Raw genomic sequence first — 21796 nt, 5'->3', positions numbered from 1 at the left:
TTATACCTCCGGATTACTTATAAGGATTTGCCGACCATGACTGCAAGATCAATCATCCTGTTGGAATACCCTGCTTCATTGTCATACCAGGAAAAGATTTTTACCAGGTTACCGTTAATAACATCCGTACACCCGGCATCAACAATTGAAGACAGCGGGTTTGAGTTGAAATCAATGGAAACCAGAGGGATATCACAAAATCCTAATATATTTTTAAGGTTTTCTTTAGAGGCTTTTTCCATGGCTTTATTCACATCTTCTTTTATAAGGTCGGCTTTTTCCGTGATCACTACAAAATCAACCAGGGAAACATTGGGGGTCGGCACACGGACGGACAATCCATTAAGTTTTCCATCAAGTTCAGGAAGCACCAAAGATACAGCTTTTGCAGCACCGGTCGTTGTTGGAATCATTGAAAGGCCGGCAGCTCTGGCTCTTCTCAAATCTTTATGGGGGAAATCAAGGATGCGCTGGTCACCAGTGTAAGAATGAATGGTTGTCATCATTCCTGAAACAATTCCAAAATTATCAAGCAAAACCTTAGCAACAGGTGCAAGGCAATTGGTTGTGCATGAGGCATTTGAAATAATGTTGTGGGATGCGGGATCATACATATCATCATTTACACCCATCACAATGGTAATATCCGGATTGCCGGCAGGCGCAGAGATAAGAACTTTTTTTGCTCCTCCAGCAAAATGTTTGGATGCACCATCACGATCTCTGAAAAAACCGGTACATTCGCAAACAATATCCACATCTGCATCTTTCCATGGAATTTGTTCGGGATCTTTAAAGGCCATTGCCTTGATGGTTTTATTGTCAACAACAATTGAATCTTCCTTTACAGATACCTTAGCTTTGAGTATTCCGTGAACAGAGTCATATTCAAGAAGGTGAGCTATGGTCTTTGTGTCGGTCAGGTCATTTATGGCAGTCACTTCCACGTCAGGATTGTTTAATGCTGCACGAAGAACCAGCCTGCCGATTCTGCCGAATCCGTTAATTCCTAATTTAATCGTCATTTTTTTCCTCCTTTAATATGTTATTAGGCTCTTTTTGTTCCTTTTAAAATTCCGCTGGCAAGGGATATGCTTTTTTTCCCATGCTCAACAAGGGATGACGTTAATGTCTCCATATCCATTTTAGATCTTGCTGTAACCGCTTTTAAAATAATAGGAAGATTTACACCGGAAATGACTTCAACTTGTCCTTCCTCCAAGAAAGAATAACTTAAGTTTGAAGGCGTTCCGCCAAACATATCCGTTAAAATAATAACACCTTTATCTGTTCGGACTTTTGAAATGCCTTTTTTAATCTTTTTTCTTAAGCTGCCAGGGTCTTCTTTAATATCAATTGAAACACAAGACAGGTTGTCCTGGCTTTTGTCTAAAATAAATTCAACCGTTTCAATCAGTGTACTTCCTAAGTTTGCATGGGTGACTAATAGTATACCTGTCATGTTTCTTTTACATCCCGGTCAATATCCCTGTGGATCAGACCAGGATTGTGTCCTTTTTTATTAAGGTGTTCAAAAATATTTCTTGCAATGGCCACACTTCTATGTCTGCCACCGGTACATCCGATGGCAAAGGTTAGATAAGCTTTATTCTCTTTTTTATATAAAGGAATTAAATAATCAAGAAGGTTTATGTACTTTTCAAGGAAAATCTTGGTTTCATTGTTTGAAAATACAAACTGTTTAACAGCCTCAGATTCTCCATCCTGGTTTTTTAGTTCAGGCACAAAATATGGATTGGCTAAGAATCTCATATCCATAACAAGATCGGCATCATTTGGAAGCCCATATTTAAATCCAAATGAGATAATATTTATTTTTGTTAAACTAACCGATGTATTTTTATCATGAATCAGATCAAGAATTCTGGTCTTAAGCTGATGAACATTTAAGTCTGTGGTATTGATAATGTGATGGGCAGTCTGCTTTATAGGTAACATCATTTTTTTTTCAAGTTTAATATTATCCAAAAGGCTTTTTTTGTTTGAAACAGGATGTTGACGTCTGGTCTGGCTAAACCTTTTTAACAGCATATCAACATCAGCTTCAAGAAATATGATTTCAACAGATATGCCTGAGTCCTCTATTGAGCAAATGCCCGGGGCATAATTTGATATAAAATTTTTACTCCTCATATCCATCCCAAAAGCAAGTCCTTTAATTTCCGGGTTCTCTTTTAATGGCAGGTCAAGAAATTTTGGTAAAAGTTCTATGGGCATATTATCGACACAATAAAACAAAGCATCTTCAAATGCTTGAATAGCTGTTGTTTTTCCAGATCCGGAAAGACCGGTTATGATATAAACCTTTTGCATTTTAGTTACGTGTGACCTTCATGGTTACGTGTGACCTTCATGGTTACGTGTGACTTTCAGGTATAGATTGCGTGTGACCTTTAACCTTATTAAGGTCACACCCAGGTTAAAAATCTTCATCCTGCTCCATGATGATATCGTAAATATCATCAACAGATTGGGCAGCTATTAATCCTTTTTTAAATTGATCCATTTTCAAAAGTTTGGAAATTTGGGCTAAAACTTTAAGATGTCCACCTGTAGAGTTTTCAGAGGTCAGTAACAGGAAAAAAATATGAACCGGTCTATTGTCAAGAGAGTCATATTCGACACCTTCACGGCTAAGTCCAAAGCCAACAATAATAGATTCCACTAAGTCAAGTTTGCCATGGGGAATAGCAATTCCGCCACCAATACCTGTACTGCCTAGCTGCTCTCTTTCCATGAGAACTATGGCGATTTCTTTTGCAGAGGCTTTTGTTGTTTTTGAAATTGCCAGGGCAAGTTCATCAATAGCACCTTTTTTATCTTTTGCAGTAAGATTAGCTATAATAGAATCTTTATTAAGAAGCTGGCTGATTCTCATATAATAAATTATCCTCTAGGCTGGATTAATCCCAGCTTACCATTATTGTGTTTATATAGGACATTGAGTTGCTGGGTCCGGGCGTTGTTGAAAACAAAAAAAGATTGTCTGCCGGAATCTAATTGGATAACCGCATCTTCAATATCCATGGGCTTATAGTCAATTGTTTCTATAATTATTTGATCCGTTATAAGGTTGTCCGAAGATCCTTGCTGGGACCCTAATTGTGCTGATCCATTCTTAATACTCTGCTTATTTCCTGACATATGCCGTTTGACTTTCTCCTTGTTTTTTTTAATTTGGGATCTTACCTTATCCATTAATGCATCAATGGATGAATACATACTTTCGGAATTTTCTTTGGCATGAATTTTCAATCTGTCACATGTAAGTGTGATTTCAGCTATATGTCTGATTTTTTCAACTGACAGTACGACATGTGCTTCAGCAGGGCTGTCCAACATTTTATCGAATTTATCCAGTTTTTTGCGAACATAAGATTTTAAGGAACTTGAGGAGTCAATCTTTTTAAAGGTAACTGTTGTTTGCATAAAACCTCCCTAAAGTTGTTTGCGTTTATTCGAAGGAAGTATATTAAGTACTTTCCTGTATTTAGCAACAGTTCTTCTGGCTATTTGTATGTTTGAGTTCTGAAGAATGCCTGCTAATTTTTCATCGCTTAAAGGATTTTTATGGTCTTCATTTTCTATCAGCAGTCTTATTTTGTCCTTTACACTTGCAGAGGCCATGGATTCACCGCCAATTCTTTCGATTGAAGAGTTAAAAAAGTATTTTAATTCAAAAAGGCCCTGGGGGGTGTAGGCATATTTATTGGTCGTCACACGGCTAATGGTGGATTCATGCATTTCAATATCTTCTGCAATGTCTTTTAGAATCAATGGTCTTAGATATGCAATGCCTTTTTCAAAAAATTCTTTCTGGAATTTAAGAATACTTTCCATGACAAGGTAAATTGATTTTTGACGCTGCTGAATACTTTTAATAAGCCAGGAGGCTGACTGCATTTTTTCATTAAGGTAATTTTTTGCATCTTTTGATATCTTGCGGCCATTGGCAATAGCATCCTTATAAAACCGATTGATTTTTAGTTTCGGCAACCCGTCATCATTCATAATAATTTTAAAGCTATCGCCATCTTTGTAAACATATATATCAGGTGTAATATAAGCAGGCTCATCCGTTGAAAATTTTCGACCGGGTTTGGGCTCAAGATATTGGATAATAGTAACTGCCGCCCTGACATCATCTATTGAGATCTTTAATGCCTTTGCAATTTTTTTACTATTTCTGTTTTCAAGGTTTTTTAAATGATTTTTTATAATTTCAGTAATAATCGGATTTTCAATACCCAGGTGCCGAATCTGAATAAGCAGGGTTTCACAAAGATCTCTGGCACAAACGCCAGGCGGATCAAAGGTCTGAAGAATTGAAAGGACATCTTCAACATTTTCTACGTCTGAGTCAAAAGCCTGTGCAATCTCTTCAACATTACTGCAAAGATAACCGTCTCTGTTCAGATTGCCAATAATCATATGGCCGATTTTTTCTTGCGTTTTACTGAAATTGGAGAGTCTCAACTGCCATTCAAGGTGGTCTTTCAAAGTCTTTCTTTCCGAAGTAAACGCTTCATAATTCGGCGCCTCTGTATTTTCTGATTCTGTATACATTCTTCCCGTTGAATTATATTCATTAATATAATTTTCCCAGTCTGTATCACTTCTTACTTTTTCTTCAATGGTGACTTCTTTTACAGGTGTTTCTTTTTCAGGAGTGGCGGTTTCAGTTTCCCGGGCTGTGATTTTATTATCAGGTGCTTCTTCTATCCCTGCTTCTTCCAGTGCAGGGTTTTGTTCCATTTCCTGTTGGATCATCTCAGCAAGTTCAATGCGGGAAAGTTGAAGCAGCTTAATTGCCTGCTGAAGCTGAGGCGTCATGACAAGCTGTTGCGTTAATATAAGACTTTGTTGTAATCCTATTTCCATGTTATAATTTGAAATTTTCTCCCAGATAGATTTTTTTAGCTATTTTACTTGAAATGATTTTATCAGGGGTTCCTGATTCAATAACCTTTCCCAGGCTCATAATAAAAGCATTATCACAAACGCATAGGGTTTCTCTCACATTATGATCTGATATTAAAACGCCGATTCCCTTTTTAGTCAACTGATTAATTATTTGCTGGATATCAATGACTGCTAAAGGATCAATGCCTGCAAAGGGTTCGTCCAGAAGAATAAATAAGGGATCGGTGGCAAGAACCCGGCAGATTTCAAGCCGCCTTCTTTCTCCACCGGAAAGAGAGTTTGCTTTCTGGTTGGCAAGACTGTTGATGCCAAGTTCCTTCATCAGATCCATGGCTTTTTGTTCAATAGTATAATTATTTTTACGTGTGACCTTCAGGTTACGTGTGACCTTCAGGTCAGGCAAAACTTCAAGTATGGCGGTGATATTTTGTTTTACCGTCAATTTTTTAAAAATGCTTGATTCCTGGGGAAGATAGCCAATTCCTTTTCGAGCCCTGATATACATAGGGTATTCAGTGATATCTTCTTTGTCTATCAGAACCGTACCGTGGTCAGGTTCGACCAAACCCACGGACATATAAAATGTCGTTGTTTTACCAGCCCCGTTTGGCCCTAAAAGGCCTGTGACTTCTCCCTGTCTCACTATAAGGTTGACATTGTCTACAACTTTTTTGCCATCATAGATTTTTATAAGATTTTTTAGTACAAGTTGTGTCATTATTGTTTATCAGTAATATTATCTTCAGGATTGAAGAAGGCTTCAACTCTTTTTTTTGTACCGTCACTTTCTACTATTACCTTGTCTTGATTTCTAAAAAGAGTAATTTTTTTCCCGGTTACAAAATTTGTACCGGTTATTAATTTAGGGGATTTGCCTGTAAGAACCAGTATCTCATCGTGAGTCGTGTAGACCGCTTTATCAGCAAATGCCTTTTGTTTTCCAGCCGTATATCTGACATTTCCGGTTGAAACAATTTTTTTTACATTGCTTTGAGCAGAATTATCTTTATCTGTGCTGTCATCAACAAAATAAATTTTAATAGAATCCGCAAACACAATAGAATCTTCTCTTGTGGCTTTAACATTTCCGATAAATTCGACCATTGATGCGTTTTGTTGTGCAATCATTTTGTCGGATACAACATGAAGGGGCGCTTTATCGGCCTCATTTTGGGTTTGAGAATAGACATTATTTGTTTTTAAAACAAGCGCAAAGCAAATAAGAATAAGAGAAAACAAAAATTTAAGTGCTGTTTTACAGAATATTGAAGTCTTCACTGAAGGTTCCCTTAACATGCCCCTTTAAAATTGTCATATTATCATTCAAATTGGTTGTCATTGAGTCTGCTTCAATGACGGAATTTTCCTTTTCAAGTGTCACGTGAGTGTTGGAGGTTATTATATGTTCTTTTTTATTATAATGCAACTTATCAGTTCTCAGAACAGAAGTTTCATGCCTTACAACCACATTGTCTGAAAATATCATGTCATGGGTTTTTGTATTCAGAACGCCTTTTTCAGACGTTAAGTGAACTTTTTTATTATCTTTTGTAAAAAAAATAATTGAGACATCAATAAGAACCGCTTTTTCTTCATTTTTCAAAAGAGTGGCGGAAGCGGCCGTCAACTCCCACTCCTTTACTCCGTTTTTTTTTGAAATCTGTTTTAAAACATTCAATTTCAAGGCAGCTTTGGTGTCTATTTTAATATCATGGATTTTTAGGGGCTTGGAGAGTAACTTGTCAAAATAAAAAAAACCAATGATAATGATAATTATTAATATCAGCAATCCGATCAATGGAATGGTCAGTTTTTGTTTTAAAGAGTGTGTCATGACAAGTATCTATTAAGGATGATGCCCCATAATCCTTTTGCTTTCAGAATGCTTTCACAGATTTCCCTGACCGCTCCCTGACCTCCTTTCTGGTTTGTGATAATGTCACAATGGTTTTGAACATCATAGGAAGCGTTGGAAACACAAAAAGAAAAGCCCACTCTTTTCATGACAGGCAGATCAATCAGATCATCTCCTGCAAAAGCAATTTTTTTCGCCGCTATTCCTGTCCGGGAGATGATGGTATCAAGGGCTTTTGATTTATCCTTGATACCGGCAAACAATAAGGTTATGCCAAGATTTTCACACCGGTATTCCAAGGCCTTTGATTTGCGGCCCGTGATGATACCGATGTCTATCCCTGCATCCATTAGAAGCCTCATGCCAAGGCCATCCTTTGAATTAAAACTCTTTATCTGTTCTCCTGAATCTGAATAGGTGATATTTCCGTCAGTTAAGACACCATCCACATCCAGGAGCAAGAGTTCAATAGCTGCAAGTTTGCTTTTCATATTATTTATCCGACCACTTTTTTGATGGCCAGAAGAGTGGATAAAAGGTCTTCCATATCGTTTAACGGCATAGAATTAGGTCCGTCACACAGGGCTTTCTCAGGTTCTGGATGGGTTTCAATAAATAATCCGTCAGCGCCTACAGCAATGGCAGCCCTTGACAGGGTGGGAACAAACTGGCTTTCACCGGCAGAAGAATCCGTAGCACCTCCCGGAAGCTGAACACTGTGAGTGGCATCAAATACTACGGGGGCACCTAAATTTTTAATGATAGGTATGGACCGAAAGTCCACCACAAGATTATTATAGCCAAAGGATGATCCTCTTTCAGTAATACAGATATTTGTATTGCCGGATTCTTTTGCCTTGTTCAGAATATTATTGCATTCCAAAGGGGATAAGAACTGCCCTTTTTTTATGTTAACAGGTTTGCCGGTATTGCATGCCGCTAGAATTAAATCCGTTTGTCTGCAAAGGAATGCCGGTATTTGGATAATATCCAGAACTTCTGCCGCCTTTTTAGCCTGGTCAGGTAAGTGGATATCCGAAATAATCGGAATATCCAATTCTTTTTTAATAGCGTTAAGAATGTTGAGTCCTTTATCAAACCCGGGTCCCCTGAAAGATTGGATAGATGTCCGGTTTGCTTTATCAAAAGAGGCTTTGAAAATAAAAGGTATATCAAGCTGATGGGTAATCTTTTTTAAATGATTTGCAATCAAAAAGGTTATTTCATGATTTTCAATAACACAGGGGCCTGCAATAAGGAAAAAAACAGGCTCCGGTTTATTTATTAAATTAAAGAAAAAATTATTCATAAGTTAAGTCCTAAATAGAAGTTTTTCAGGCCAAATTATATTTTGAGGCCCAAAAAGTCAAGAATGGAAAATTGCTTGATAAGTTATGCTATAGCTGCTATTTTACTGTAATTTTATTTAAACTTCTACTAACCGCCTGAAAAGATAGGTATTATTGATGAAAAGACTCATTGTCTCAGTCCTGTTCTTCGTTGTTTTAATTCCAATGATTTGGGTGTTTGTCTATAAATATGAAGGTAATAAACCTGTTGTGGATATTCAACTGCCTTCTTTATATTTAAAAAAATCCTATGAGATGTCTCTTCATGTGACGGATATAAAAACAGGTCTTCGCAAAATCATGGTCTCGATCATGCAACAGGGCAAAGAAAAGGTTTTGCTTGAAAGACAATATAAACCCTCAATTTTTTTAGGCTTGTTGTCTGACTCAAAGACTATAAAAGATTCTTTTATCATACCGGTTGAGTCCTGGAAATACGGAATGACAGACGGTGATGCCGTCATTCGAATAATGGTCTCCGACTACTCATGGCGAGGATGGAACAAGGGCAATATTTCTTATATTGAGAAAAAGGTAATTATTGATTCAAAATCTCCCAAGGTAAGCGTTTTAACCAAACGCCACAATATTGAACGGGGGGGGACCGGTCTTGTTATTTATGAACTTTTTGAAGAAAATGTAAAAAGTGGTGTCACGGCAGGTAATAATTTTTTTCCGGGCCATGCAGGTCTTTTTGAGAATAAAAATATTTATACCGCTTTTTTTGCGTTAAGCCACCTGCAGGGTCCAGGTACTCAACTATCTGTCATGGCTGTTGATATGGCAGGAAATATTACAAAGAGAGGATTTTATCATTATATAAGGGATAAAAAATTTAAAACAGATATTTTGAATATCCCTGACCGATTTTTAGAGCGGAAAATGTCTGATTTTGATGTGGATACAAAGAATGGATCCTTTGCTCAAAAGATTGGCCAGGAACAAGAAAATCCATTGCTGAAAAAATTTTTATATATTAACAGCAAGGTCAGAAAAAATAATGTTGAAACTATATTAAGCATTCCCCAAATGACTGAAAATAAAAAATACTGGGATGGCAGATTTTTAAGACTTAGAGGTTCTGCCAGAAGAGCAGGTTTTGCTGATCAAAGGATTTATAAATATAAAGGCAAAGAGATTGACAGGTCGGTTCACTTAGGGATTGATCTTGCTTCAATATCTAATGCACCTGTGAAAGCTGCCAATTCAGGCAGGGTGATTTTTGCACAATCTATTGGTATATTCGGCAATACAGTGATAATAGATCACGGGTTCGGACTTTGCAGTCTTTATTCACATCTAAATCAGATTTCAGTCAACAAAGGGGAGTTGGTTCAAAAGGGTGATGATATTGGTTTTACGGGTCTGACAGGTCTTGCCGGTGGTGATCATCTTCATTTTTCAATGATTGTTCACAATGTTTTTGTAAATCCGGTGGAATGGTGGGATGGTTCATGGATTAAAAATAACATTACATCAAAAATAGATTTTGTGAAACAGATGTCAAATTAGGGGGGCAGCAGATTTGAAATTTGTCCCCAAATCAAAGGGTTGTTATGAGTCAGTATAAAGTTAATAAAACGATTGAACAGATAAATAAAAAAATCGCTGATGGTGAAGCTGTAGTTGTTACTGCAGAAGAAATTATTGATATTGCAAAAAAGCAGGGTGTTGTTGAAGCTGCTAGGAAAATTGATGTAGTGACCACGGGAACATTTGCACCCATGTGTTCTTCAGGCGTGTTTATCAATATCGGTCAATCCAAACCCCTTGTCCGGACTAGTAAAACCTGGTTTAATAATGTAGAGGCGTATTCAGGAGTGGCAGCAGTGGATTGTTATCTGGGTGCAACCCAGACCTGCGAAGATGATCCGTTAAATAAACGCCATCCCGGTGAATTCAATTATGGCGGCGGTCATGTGATCCAGGACCTGGTCGCGGGGAAACAAGTTCATATAAGAGCCCAAAGCTATGGTACGGATTGTTATCCCAATAGAGAAATAGAAAAGCTTGTTACTTTGAAAGACTTGCCCAATGCCATGTTGTGTAATCCTCGAAATGCCTATCAAAATTATAATTGTGCAATTAATAAATCCGATAAGATAAAATATACTTATATGGGGACATTAAAATCAGACATGGGAAATGCCAATTATTCAACCTCAGGTGAGCTCAGTCCGTTATTGAATGATCCTTATTTAAAAACCATTGGTGTTGGAACCCGGATTTTTTTAGGCGGTGCACAAGGGTATGTGACATGGACCGGTACCCAGCATAAGAATCAGGTTGAAAGAGGATTGAACGGTGTGCCGGTTACACCGGCAGGGACCCTTTCCGTGATGGGGGATTTAAAAGAGATGTCCCCTGAATGGCTTGTGGGGCAAAGTATTCGCGGTTATGGATGCTCACTGTCCGTTGGCTTTGGGATACCCATCCCGATTATAAATGAGGAAATCCTTAAATTTACATCGGTTTCAGACGAGGATTTGTTCACCCAGATCGTTGATTATGGATATGATTATCCAAAAGGCATCTCAAAATCCTATGGGCAAGTCAGCTATGCAGAGCTGAAAAGCGGTTGGATAATGATCAAAGGCAGAAAAATTCCAACAGTTCCTTTATCCAGTATGGTAAAGGCACGAAAAATAGCTGATATCTTAAAAAAGTCCATCCAAAATGCAAAATTCTTTTTAAGTCATCCTCAGCATATGTTCAATTAGACCGACGCATGTTTTATATGACCGGCACATGTTTTATATGAAAGGTTAAGTTAAGGATATCAAATGGCAGAAAAGAAATCCAAGAGTTCTTTGCGGGAAAATACAGAGGCAATCATTATAGCGATTATTATTGCCATGTTTATCAGAACATTTATAGTCCAGGCATTTAAGATTCCATCCGGTTCCATGCTGGAAACGCTTCAAATCGGAGACCAGATTCTTGTTAACAAATTTATTTATGGCGTAAAAATTCCATTTACGGGCGGTAAAACCCTCATTTCTGTGAAGAATCCACAAAAGGGTGATATTGTTGTATTCAAGTATCCTGAAGATCCTTCCAAAGATTTTATAAAAAGAGTGATGGCCACTGGGGGTGATACGCTGGAAATCATTAACAAAAAACTCTATGTAAATAATAATTTGCTTGAAGGCGAGAAGTATGCTGTTTATAAAACCGGAGAAATAATCCCGGGAAATTACAGTTCAAGGGATAATTTAAGAAAAATTATAGTACCTGAAAATAAGCTGTTCGTCATGGGTGATAACAGGGACAATAGTCATGACAGCAGGTTCTGGGGATTTGTTGACCTTACGGAGGTTAAAGGCGAAGCGTTTATCATTTACTGGTCATGGAATAAGAATAAGTTTGGAGTAAGATGGAATAGAATTGGTGATATATTAATATAAGGTAGCCTAACATGCAGATTCGGATTAAAGGGGCGCGGGTTCTTGACCCGGGAAATATTGATGACAAAAGAGATATCATTATCAAAGATCATCTTATTGAAGCCATTGTTGACCCGATTTCTGATCCGGCTTTTAACCCAAGTTTTAATCAGACAGACAATGAGACTCCGACTGATATTAGAATAATTGATGCAACAGGGTTGATTGTCGTTCCCGGATTGATTGATATTCATGTCCATTTGAGAGAACCCGGGCACGAATATAAGGAAACCATTGAAACAGGGCTTGCGGCTGCAGCCAAAGGCGGATTTACAGCCGTCTGTTCCATGCCCAACACAATTCCGGTAAATGATAACAGCCAGGTGACAAAGTTTATTATCAATCGTGCAGAGGAGTTGGGTCTTTCAAAAGTATATCCCGCCGGAGCCATTACCCAGGGTTCATTGGGGGACACGCTCGCTGAAATATATGACATGAAACAGGCCGGGATTGTTGCGGTAACCGATGATGGAAAACCAGTCGAAAATTCAAACATGATGCGGCAAGCATTGGAATATTGCAAGGGTTTGGATATTCCGGTTTTTGTTCATGCAGAAGATTTGAGTATGGTCGATGGCGGGTCCATGAATGAAGGTCCTTTTGCTAAATTTTGGGGAATAAAAGGGATCCCTAACGCAGCCGAGAGTATAATGGTTGTTAGAGACATTGCACTTTCAGAACTCACGGGTGCATGTGTCCATTTTTGTCATATAAGTACAAAAGAGTCAGTGGAAGCTATCCGGCAGGCAAAGAAAAGAGGTGTGAAGGTCACCTGTGAAACTGCTCCTCACTATTTTACATTAACTGATGAAAATGTGAAAGAGTATGATACCAATTTTAAAATGAATCCTCCGTTACGTTCTGAAGAAGACAGGCAGGCCGTTATTTGCGGTCTTGTTGATGGAACAATCGATGTGATTGCATCGGATCATGCACCCCACAACATCATAGAAAAAGACGTGGAATTTGACAGGGCACCATTTGGTATTGTTGGATTGGAAACCTCATTATCATTATCCTTAAAATTGGTCCATGATGGCTTTTTAACCATGGAAGATCTTGTAAATAAGATGGCAAAACATCCGGCAAAACTTATCGGGATCAACAATGATATACGCCCTGGCAATATCGCAGATCTAACCATTATTGATCCTGATGATACCTATGAAATTGATCCTGAAAAATTTAAATCCAAGAGTAAAAATACGCCTTTTGCAGGCCTTAAGGTCAAGGGCAGACCATTTTTAACCATGGTGAATGGAAAGATTGTTTATAAAAGATGAGAGATATGAGATATGAGCAGTATGATGACTGAAATACACAAAATTCTTGTTGTGGATGATGAAAAAAGCATGCGCGAGTTTCTTGAGGTTTTATTATCCAAAGAAGGATATGAGGTGTCAAATGCCAAAAACGGCAAACAGGCATTAAAGATGATTCAAAAAAATAATTATGACCTTGTACTTACCGACATACGCCTAGGAGATATTACCGGTCTTGAAGTCTTAAGAAAAGCAAAAAAGAAAAATGCTGATACAGTCATTATTATGATATCCGCATATTCAACAACGGAAATTGCTGTTGAAGCCATGAATGAGGGGGCGTATGATTTTGTGCCCAAGCCCTTTGATAATAATGAGCTTAAGCAGACGATTAAAAAAGCCCTTGAATTAAAGACTCTGGACCAGGAAAAAGAGCGGACCTCATCAGAGCTTCGGGACAATATGCATTTTAACAGGATTATTGGGAAAAGTCCTGGAATGCAGGCCATTTACAAAAGGATTAAACAGGTCGGCCCGACAAAGACCAATGTTTTGATCACAGGAGAGAGTGGCACTGGAAAGGAGTTGATTGCAAGGGCAATTCATGAAAATTCCCACCGGGGAGATAAATCCTTTGTGGTCGTTAATTGCGGTGGTATCCCCGACACCTTAATAGAGAGTGAATTTTTCGGTCATGTAAAAGGCTCTTTTACAGGAGCTGTCAGTGACAAACAGGGACTTTTTGAGGCAGCCGATCAAGGAACCATTTTCCTTGATGAAATCGGGGAACTGTCTCCTATTTTGCAGGTTAAACTGTTACGAGCTGTACAGGAGACCTCTTTTAAACCCGTGGGAGGGACAAAAGAAATTAAAGTGGATGTCAGAATTATTTCTGCCACTAATAAAAAGCTTGAGCAGGAAGTCATTGAGGGAAATTTCAGGGAAGACCTTTTTTTCAGACTCAATGTTATTCCCATTAAGGTCCCGCCGTTAAGGGACAGAAAAGGGGATGTGGGAATTCTTGCAAAACATTTTGCTGAAAAATATTCTGAAAAAATGGAAAAAGATATTGTAAAGCTGTCTTCTTATGCCATTGATTTTTTAAATAAATACAGTTTCCCCGGCAATGTCAGGGAACTTGAAAACTTAATCGAGCGAAGCGTGGCACTCTCATCCACAAACATTATTTTACCTGAAAGCCTGACCATCTCCATGCATAAGAAAAGAAGATGGATTGAAGGTATTAAAGGACAACGATTCGATCTTGATGATGTTGAGCAGGGCGTTGACCTGGATGAAATCCTGTCAATCATTGAGCATGGTTATCTTAAAAAAGCCATGGAAATTGCAGGCGGTAATAAAAGCAAGGCGGCTGATTATTTAAATTTAAGTTTAAGATCCATGCGCTACCGCCTTGATAAAACAGAATAGCCGGTTAATCCGCTTTTTTTATGAGCCAGGCAGAAAGGATTTCCCTGGTATTTTTATCCTTTAAAATGAGTGCGATAATATCCCCTTTTTTAAATGCCGAGGGTTTCAGGAAAATCGTATTCGGTGCATGGTATGTCGTTGATGAAGACAGTTTGAATAGAACATCACCTATGACCAGTTGTTTATCAGAGATTCTGTCAAGCTTGCCTGTTGCATCAAAGACAAAAGGATAACCAGGGTGCGCCGGTTCTTCAGCAACAGCTATTGTAGTGAGAATGATGAGTAAACAAAAAAAGCTGCTTATTACGATCAAAAGACTTTTAAATATCTGCATCTTTTTCTCCATAAAAATTTTTAATTTTTAATTTCTCTCCAATAATAAAATCCGCCTTCAGCTTTTTCAAAAAGCCTTTCCGTTGTTCCGGCTGAACTGCTGAAGATTTTCATTTCAACTGGTGTGTCAGGCATTGTTACAATAATCGGAGGATGTAAAAGACCATCATATCCTTTTCCGGTTGGGGGTACAAAAATTGTTTCACCAGGATTATCAGGGTCATCTATCTCAACCATATCATGTTGGTCAATGACGCCATCCATATTGATGTCAAACTGCGGAAAACTCAGCCGGCTGCCGTCGCAGGCATCCATTTCATGAACCATGGACGTACCGCCACCGGTACAGGGTGAATCATTGGGTGTAAATGTTATGGCAATAAGATGCCCGTCACGAATCATGATATCTTTAATTACCCGTTCACCGTCTAAAACAGAATCACTGTCCCTGTCCATGGGTAAATCAAAATACCAGCCAATGTGGTCACCGGACTCGATAAGACCACTGGTGCCATTAACTTCAACCCAGTTTGCTTCGTTATCACTTAATGTCCTTAAGTAATGGTCATGCAGATATTGAAAATCAACTTCTGTCTGTTCAAGCAGAGTGCCACCGGTCATTTTTGATAAAGTAGGGACAGATTCATTCCATTCACCAACCGGGAATCCTGTATCCCAGATTCCATAAAGTGATTGTTTGTCATTATTGGTTCGGTCTGTTTCTCCAATAAATTTACCTGTACCAAAAAGAACCATGAGATAGGGTGGATTAATATGATGACCATCTCCGTCCAGATGTGTCTTGGCACAATGATTCATTACATCGGGTGCAGACGTGATCGGCTGGTTCGGAGATGAAAAAAGCGGAGCAGGGGTGGTACCATCTGATTCGGTATAAGCAACATTCCAATTGTCAGGATCATCACTTGTCAGATCAAATTTCCACATATTGCCCAAAAGATCCCCGGCATAAGCATAGTCCACTTTCCCATCATTGTTAATATCAACCAGGGCTGGGGTTGACAGACCATTATTCCCTGCCACACCTGTATCGATTTTCTTAATCACTGCACCGGTGTAAGCATTGAGAATATAAAGTATGGCCTTGTCATTGACAGAGTCATACCCGTTTCCAAAAATAGCTACCCAATTGTGATTATTCGGATCATTGTTGGTTTTATAAGATTCAACGATAAAGATATCACTAAAGCTGTATCCCAAATCATCATCACTGGCAAATACCGCGCCGGCCGCTGTTAGCTGGGGATATTCCCAAAGAACGTCGATTCCATCATTATGGGCAGGCGTTGCCAGTGCAGTTTCAGAAAATGTGGCACTGTCCTGATATAATACTTTGGTAATATCCAGGCAGAAATATCCTTTTCCGCCTTTTTTTAGACCACCGGTTAGAAGAACAGTTTTGTTATTGTTTATTGTAATGGTTCTAGAAAAGGGTGTGGCATCGACATAGAATTTATGATCATAATCAATTAAAGTCAGATCGGTTAAATGGTCAAAAACAATGTGAGGGATATATGCAAATATTTCATTACCGGTTTGAGCATCAAATGCATGCAGCATCCCGTCATTTCCTCCCGTAAAAATAAGGCCTGATTCTTCTCCGTCTTCATCCACTAATGAGTCAGTATCATTATCCATGCTGTCCCCAATCACTAAAAGCGGAGCCGAATGGACAATATCCCCCAGTTTTTTCTGCCGGGATCTAAATCCTGTTACCTCTTTACCACGAATATAATCTACTATGTTTAAATCGCTGTTGATGGATGTTTTCTGAAGAGCGGTCAATTCGAGGTATCTGAACCTGACAATAGAATCATATCCATTATAGGTTACGATTCTTCGTCCTGTGTTCCAATCCTGGGCTTGAAGCTTTTCAGATGCCTTCCAGAGGATGTCACCTGCTTCTGTTTTAATTTCACCAGTTTCAGGATTGATAGGATATGCAGTAACATCCCCTTCCCAGTCTCCTGATGTATAGGTGGATTGATACATAATAGACCCTGTGTTCAGCTCATCCCCATTTACTGACACAGACGCACCCGAAGCAATCCTTGATGCCAGATTTTCAAAAACGGAATTTAGTGAAGAAACCAGCTCTTCAGGATCATCAGCACTGAAAAATTCTCCCTTGCCGTTTACGGCAGAATGCCAGAGATCATCAATTTTCTGTAAATCTCCACTCGTCGGATTGGGCCAGGTCGGTTTCGGGGTGTTGGGATTTAAAAAATAGGGGTCATCTTCATAACTAGGATCATCTGTGGTTCCGTCATTATCCATATCTGTCGGATCAATGGTTCCGGTGACACCAAAAGAGATCGAATATGTGATCATATGCTGGGTTTTTTTATCATCATAATTGTTTGTGGGCAGATGGTCAGGTAAAGTGTCGGCCAGATCCGTGTCATAATATTTCATGGCCATATCAGCCAGGGTATCTGAATAGGTATCTGCATAGGGTTCTCCATCATCCCCGTCTTCATTTCCAATTCCCGGATTGCTGCCGTTATAATATCCATCCGTCATCAAAATCGTAAATGCCTGCTGACAGGCACCGCCATCTGCCTGGTTTTTAAAGGGAGATGCACCCAGATTGCCGGTATATCCGTCATCTTGGTCATAATAGCGCCCAACATCTCTGAGAGCATATCGCAAAGGTGTACTGCCATCAGAATTAATTGAGTATAATAAATCTAATAGCGTGTCTGTCTCATCCACAGTGATGCCCCCGGAAGTTTTTTCAAATTTTACGGCATCTGCACTGGTGCTGCCGCCGGTGCTGCTGCCGTCCCGGGTAAGTTTTACATATCCGGAGGTTCCTTCGGCAAAGGTGTACGTGCCCAGAAGCTGCCATGAAGATGCAGTCCCGGTATCCCTCTGATTGACTCTTATGGAATCAGTCCCTCCATCATAAGACACGGTGTAGAGGGCATTTTCGTCCCGTGTAGACCAGTAATCCCACCAGGCATAGACTTTGTATTGACCGGCTTCAAGATATGGGGTCCATGTGGCATAATTGCCGCTCGAAGATGTATATAAAGAACTGCCGTTATATTCATTGTCTGCACCGGATTCGCTCCAGGAACCAGATGTAGTAAAGCCGCTATCTTTATTATCAATAATAACGGAGTTAGATTCAACATTTATGGGCAAAACAGTCTGCCGAAGCCCGGCGTTGATGGTATAAAATCCTGCATATACCCAGTCAAGATCTAAAATGGATTTTGATATGGCACCTTTGGCACTAAGTTCCCTTCGCCGATAGTAAGAGTACCAGTCAGCAAAATTTTGAAGGTCTTCCTCATCTGTTTTGTATGTAAAAGTAACCCCGTCCTCTTCATAGTTTTTGGGCTGGATGTCATTGGGAACATCGTCATTGCCCTGATCACTCTCATTATAAGTAACAGGAATGAGTTCTTGAGATTCGACTCTGCTGTCAGTATCCATGTCATTCACCTGATAATAGAGTCGGTGGTCAAGGATATCATCAGCATCTGTATCTTCCCATGTGACAAGATAGACTTCAAGATTATCAATAGTATTATCACTGTCACTGTCATACCATGTATAATAGTGGGCATTAACAATATTGACATCCGGGTATGCTATAGTTGTTGATACAAATTTAACGGCATCGGCAATGGTTGAACTTCCAGTACTGCCGGCATGACGCTCAATTTCAACATAGCCGGTATCATTGTCATCAAACGTATATGTGCCTATGAGAATCCATTCACCGCAAATCCCTGTTTCAGGAGTATTACTGGAAGCTGCCTGCTGGTTTTTATAAACGATATCAGTACCACCACTGCGGTTGATGGTGATTTTTACATTTGTATCACGATCGGTATAGCAATTCCACCATACATAAACTTTATAAGTGTCAGTTGCTGGTATGTCCGGTGTAAATCTTGCGGTACTTCCAATTGTACCTGTATAAAGTGAGCAGCAGGAAGGAGTAGGCCATTCAGGCTGCATACTTGATTCATTCCAGGTTCCGGTAGTTGAAAAGAACGCAGCGCCATCCTGGTTGTCCACAATTACCATAGAAATAAAGCCGTCAATAGTATCAAAGGTATCTTTCAATGTGATTGACGGATCACCGATACTGGTATGAACAGGGTTTGAATAAGGGGTTTTAAGATCTGCATTGTTCATCGTGTATGTGCTTGTGGTGGGCCAGGGTGTGTAGCTGGAATGAGGGTTGAAATAAATTTTGTTATATCCGGACCACTGGCTTTTCCAGTATTCTCTATCCGTACCCACCAGTGCTGTTCCATTGCCATCACTTGCTGGATAAGTATTGTCTCCTGGATCAGGGAATAAATATTCATGCGGAGTCCCTGAAATGGAAAATTTACCGTTATTTTCTTGTGTCATAAACTCCCAGTCCATACTGCCGGAGTTATCAAGGATAAACATGATATTAGGGGGAGCTGCCTGCACCTTTGTATCCATGGGATCATCACTGATGTCAATGCAAAATCCAACACTGGAAAAATATAGAAGGAAAAATAGAGAGAGTATGATAAATTGCCATTTTGTAATAAAGTGAATAATACTATTCTTTGTAGCCATTAGATCACCTCTCTTATAAACGTTTTGTATATCCCATAACAATTCTGACCATACTGTTGTCTTCAGTAGATTGACCATACAGATCAAAGAAATTCATTCTACCGCCGGTCCCGGTTCCTTCAACTTTTAATGAATGACCTGAGCCTAAAACCCCTGAGGGGATATCATTATCAACGACACCAAAACTTATACCGGCACCAAGTCCTGAGGTTTCAGTGAAAACAGCATCAATATCAAAACTTCCACCACCATCTAAAGGCAGGTCATTCTTATTGGCTTCCCATACCCAGCCGGATTCGAGGTCTTCCTTTGCAGCCTCTTTGGCCGTTCCTTCAGCCAGATAGAAATTTTGTTTATAGACTCTTTCATTTCCTGCAATGCCGACTTCAATAGACGTCGTGTTGGTTGCTGCAATGCCGATAATTGTCAGAACTACTAAAAAAAGCATGGAACCAATTAAAGCAAATCCGTCCTGGCTGTTTAAAATTTTGATTGGCATAGGTTCAACTCCTTGATTGGGCTATCTGATCTTTACAGTGTTAATGGTAATTATTTTTGCTGCACCATAATACGTTCCTGCAAGGGTCAGTGTAATGGTTTTTTTATTTGACGTGTCATCCGTGACGTTCCAGGTGACGGAATAGTCGAATTCTCCATCATCATCTGCTTCATCCGTATTCCCATCTCCATCATTATCAATGCCGTCATTTTCAGGATCATGATTTCCGGCTGTCAAATTGGGATCATTAAAGGGTAGGTTTAAAAAATATTCTATATGATTGGATGCAGTCGTTGTTCTTTGTGTCAAATTGTATGATTTGGCATTCCCACGAATTGCCGAGGCCTGCATGGCTGCAATACTTAATAACCCAATTGATAAAACAGCTATGGCAATCAAAACTTCTACCAGGCTGAATCCGTTCTGGGGACTTGATTTTTGTTTTAATTTTAAGTTTTTCATAGTCCTAAGTTTCGGCATTTAATAGTTGTGCTTAAAAGTCTCATTCTTTTGTTATTGTTTGGTGTAATAACGTATTTTCCAACAATGTAGGTGGATGTATTAATAAAACCGGGTTGCGTTCGGTCGGTTTCTGCAAGCAGCCAGATTTTGACCGCACGGATTCTGCCAATGGGTACATTTGCTGCCAGGGCAGTTCCCCCAATGATTCCATTGCTTCCAGGCCCACCCGGACTGTCATTAATATCAATAACCCCATCAAGGTTTGTATCCAGATTAGTATCAAGAGCGTTGCTCCCACTTGAATCTATGGCCCAGATGATATGCTGGGTAGCACCGGGATTCGTTGCCGTATAGGTATCAATCTCGCCATCAAAATCATCGTCAAACGCAAAAGCAAGACCAAAACCCTGAATGTTTTCGGCTAATAGTCGCCTGCCATTACCGCTATTTCTAGCTATATCAAGATTACCATCACCTGCAATGAAATCATAAACCGAGTATTGAATTCTTTCTCCGGGATTAGACAAAGCGGGAATTAATAAACCGTTATCATTTAAATCTTCTGTAATCTCGATACAACTGTTCCCAGTAATACCGGTATCCACGACGTTAGCTATATCTCTCGGGCGTATATCCGTAATCCCAAAATTACCACTGAGCTGGCTGTCATACCCTGCCATTCTGATATCATTTGTCAGAAGAAACATTGATGCCCGCAGTCCTTGTTGCATAGTAGCGACATCCTCCTGGATTATATAGCTCTTCTGCTGGGAGTTAAATGTCTGATAGATGGCAACCATTACAATGCTTGAAATTGAAAGCGCGATAAGGATTTCTATTAGTGTAAAACCTTTGGATCTGTTTGAATTAAAAGCTATATCAATCATTATTGAATCCAATTATTGGTATTAAAAGGAAGATTTCCATTATAGATCCTGGCTTTGGCTGTGCCGGCTATACTAGTGGTGATTGCATAGCAGACAGTTCCTATCTCATTTTGCAGATAAACAGTTGCCTGGCTTGAAGTTCCTCTTGTTCCAAAGCCGATTGCAGCGGTTGGTGGCGCGCTAAAAGCAGTACCATCCCATTTCGCTGAGGCATTTCCGGTACCAAAATCTACGCCACTGCTATAGGATAAAAGATCAATTCTGAATTCACCTGCTGTATATGCATCATCATCAAAGGTATCAAAATAGTAAAACCCCGGTGAATTTGTATAGTCAAATCTTATCTGGACAGGAATATTTGTTTTGATTGCCTGAACCCTTGCTTTCTGCATGTTCGACTGAAGATCACTGGCTGCGGATTTTAACCGGTATACAGGCAGCCAGGCATTAAATCTCGGGATTGCTACAGCAGACAGGATACCAATCATCACAACAACAGTCATAAGCTCGATTATCGTGAAACCGGAATTTGTTTTTTTTATTTTAATCATAATCATAGCTTTTTATTATGCTTTGCCTAATGAATTTAATGTGTTACTCCCGAATTCAGGAAACGACAAGGTCGTTTTTAGATATAATACATTATCAATCCATAGGGCAGTTAAGTCAATTAATATTCCTTTTTATAAATAAAGAACAGCAAAAATGATGCCATAATAATTTGCTTTAAAA

The 21796-nt window shown here is 39.2% G+C and carries 22 protein-coding genes; 5 read left to right on the top strand and 17 right to left on the bottom strand.

Annotated features, from left to right (window positions below):
• Positions 1 to 17: 17 nt before the first annotated feature.
• The 11 genes from gap to kdsA form a co-directional block, all read right to left on the bottom strand.
• Positions 18 to 1025 carry a type I glyceraldehyde-3-phosphate dehydrogenase gene (gap, locus tag K8S13_RS00865; RefSeq protein WP_291459713.1) on the bottom strand — a complete coding sequence of 336 codons (1008 nt, stop codon included), beginning with the start codon at positions 1023 to 1025 and terminating at the stop codon, positions 18 to 20.
• Between the two features lie 23 nt (positions 1026 to 1048).
• Entirely contained in the window at positions 1049 to 1462 is a 414-nt protein-coding gene (locus K8S13_RS00860; protein ID WP_291459712.1) for a PTS sugar transporter subunit IIA, read from the bottom strand.
• Positions 1459 to 2334: an RNase adapter RapZ gene (rapZ, locus tag K8S13_RS00855; protein ID WP_291459710.1), complete on the bottom strand. Its 876-nt coding sequence runs from the start codon at positions 2332 to 2334 to the stop codon at positions 1459 to 1461. The genes K8S13_RS00860 and rapZ overlap by 4 nt, the downstream gene beginning before the upstream one ends.
• 106 nt (positions 2335 to 2440) lie before the next feature.
• Positions 2441 to 2899, bottom strand: a complete 459-nt coding sequence (locus K8S13_RS00850; protein WP_291459708.1) for a PTS sugar transporter subunit IIA — start codon at positions 2897 to 2899, stop codon at positions 2441 to 2443.
• An 8-nt stretch (positions 2900 to 2907) separates the two neighbouring features.
• Positions 2908 to 3450: a ribosome-associated translation inhibitor RaiA gene (raiA, locus tag K8S13_RS00845; RefSeq protein ID WP_291459707.1), complete on the bottom strand. Its 543-nt coding sequence runs from the start codon at positions 3448 to 3450 to the stop codon at positions 2908 to 2910.
• A gap of 9 nt (positions 3451 to 3459) precedes the next feature.
• On the bottom strand, positions 3460 to 4902 hold the full coding sequence (gene rpoN, locus K8S13_RS00840) for an RNA polymerase factor sigma-54 (protein WP_291459706.1): 1443 nt from the start codon (positions 4900 to 4902) through the stop codon (positions 3460 to 3462).
• 1 nt (position 4903) lies between these two features.
• Complete coding sequence (gene lptB, locus K8S13_RS00835) at positions 4904 to 5662, bottom strand: LPS export ABC transporter ATP-binding protein (protein WP_291459705.1); 759 nt, start codon at positions 5660 to 5662, stop codon at positions 4904 to 4906.
• Positions 5662 to 6222, bottom strand: coding sequence for an LptA/OstA family protein (locus tag K8S13_RS00830; RefSeq protein WP_291459704.1), 561 nt, complete (start codon positions 6220 to 6222; stop codon positions 5662 to 5664). The genes lptB and K8S13_RS00830 overlap by 1 nt, the downstream gene beginning before the upstream one ends.
• A complete protein-coding gene (gene lptC / locus K8S13_RS00825; RefSeq protein WP_291459703.1) occupies positions 6200 to 6778 on the bottom strand; it encodes an LPS export ABC transporter periplasmic protein LptC in 579 nt (192 codons plus the stop codon). The genes K8S13_RS00830 and lptC overlap by 23 nt, the downstream gene beginning before the upstream one ends.
• Positions 6775 to 7290 (bottom strand): HAD family hydrolase, encoded by a 516-nt coding sequence (locus K8S13_RS00820; protein ID WP_291459702.1) that lies wholly within the window; start codon positions 7288 to 7290, stop codon positions 6775 to 6777. The genes lptC and K8S13_RS00820 overlap by 4 nt, the downstream gene beginning before the upstream one ends.
• Before the next feature lie 5 nt (positions 7291 to 7295).
• Entirely contained in the window at positions 7296 to 8108 is an 813-nt protein-coding gene (gene kdsA, locus K8S13_RS00815) for a 3-deoxy-8-phosphooctulonate synthase (RefSeq protein WP_291459701.1), read from the bottom strand.
• Positions 8109 to 8265: 157 nt separating this feature from the next.
• Here kdsA and K8S13_RS00810 point away from each other — a divergent pair, with 157 nt between their 5' ends.
• The 5 genes from K8S13_RS00810 to K8S13_RS00790 all read left to right on the top strand — a co-directional run bounded on the left by K8S13_RS00810 (position 8266) and on the right by K8S13_RS00790 (position 14287).
• On the top strand, positions 8266 to 9660 hold the full coding sequence (locus K8S13_RS00810) for a M23 family metallopeptidase (RefSeq protein ID WP_291459700.1): 1395 nt from the start codon (positions 8266 to 8268) through the stop codon (positions 9658 to 9660).
• 44 nt (positions 9661 to 9704) lie between these two features.
• Complete coding sequence (locus K8S13_RS00805) at positions 9705 to 10868, top strand: homocysteine biosynthesis protein (protein WP_291459699.1); 1164 nt, start codon at positions 9705 to 9707, stop codon at positions 10866 to 10868.
• Positions 10869 to 10931: 63 nt separating this feature from the next.
• Positions 10932 to 11555 carry a signal peptidase I gene (lepB, locus tag K8S13_RS00800; RefSeq protein WP_291459698.1) on the top strand — a complete coding sequence of 208 codons (624 nt, stop codon included), beginning with the start codon at positions 10932 to 10934 and terminating at the stop codon, positions 11553 to 11555.
• An 11-nt stretch (positions 11556 to 11566) separates the two neighbouring features.
• Complete coding sequence (locus tag K8S13_RS00795) at positions 11567 to 12877, top strand: dihydroorotase (RefSeq protein ID WP_291459697.1); 1311 nt, start codon at positions 11567 to 11569, stop codon at positions 12875 to 12877.
• Positions 12878 to 12901: 24 nt separating this feature from the next.
• Positions 12902 to 14287, top strand: a complete 1386-nt coding sequence (locus tag K8S13_RS00790) for a sigma-54 dependent transcriptional regulator (RefSeq protein WP_291459714.1) — start codon at positions 12902 to 12904, stop codon at positions 14285 to 14287.
• Positions 14288 to 14291: 4 nt separating this feature from the next.
• Here K8S13_RS00790 and K8S13_RS00785 read toward each other — a convergent pair whose 3' ends face one another.
• Genes K8S13_RS00785 through K8S13_RS00760 form a run of 6 tightly spaced genes read right to left on the bottom strand, consistent with a single transcriptional unit; the run spans position 14292 to position 21615 of the window.
• Positions 14292 to 14621, bottom strand: coding sequence for a hypothetical protein (locus tag K8S13_RS00785; RefSeq protein WP_291459696.1), 330 nt, complete (start codon positions 14619 to 14621; stop codon positions 14292 to 14294).
• Between the two features lie 20 nt (positions 14622 to 14641).
• Complete coding sequence (locus K8S13_RS00780) at positions 14642 to 19216, bottom strand: PilC/PilY family type IV pilus protein (RefSeq protein ID WP_291459695.1); 4575 nt, start codon at positions 19214 to 19216, stop codon at positions 14642 to 14644.
• Between the two features lie 13 nt (positions 19217 to 19229).
• Positions 19230 to 19715 (bottom strand): pilus assembly PilX N-terminal domain-containing protein, encoded by a 486-nt coding sequence (locus tag K8S13_RS00775; protein ID WP_291459694.1) that lies wholly within the window; start codon positions 19713 to 19715, stop codon positions 19230 to 19232.
• Positions 19716 to 19736: 21 nt separating this feature from the next.
• A complete protein-coding gene (locus K8S13_RS00770) occupies positions 19737 to 20177 on the bottom strand; it encodes a prepilin-type N-terminal cleavage/methylation domain-containing protein (protein ID WP_291459693.1) in 441 nt (146 codons plus the stop codon).
• Positions 20174 to 21064, bottom strand: coding sequence for a prepilin-type N-terminal cleavage/methylation domain-containing protein (locus K8S13_RS00765; protein WP_291459692.1), 891 nt, complete (start codon positions 21062 to 21064; stop codon positions 20174 to 20176). Before K8S13_RS00765 ends, K8S13_RS00770 begins: the two co-directional genes overlap by 4 nt.
• Positions 21064 to 21615, bottom strand: a complete 552-nt coding sequence (locus K8S13_RS00760; protein ID WP_291459691.1) for a GspH/FimT family pseudopilin — start codon at positions 21613 to 21615, stop codon at positions 21064 to 21066. The genes K8S13_RS00765 and K8S13_RS00760 overlap by 1 nt, the downstream gene beginning before the upstream one ends.
• Positions 21616 to 21796 lie beyond the last annotated feature (181 nt).

The sequence above is a fragment of the Desulfobacula sp. genome (genome assembly GCF_021107415.1).
Note: the sequence above shows the minus strand (reverse complement) of the source record. Positions and strands in the feature narration are given on the sequence as shown.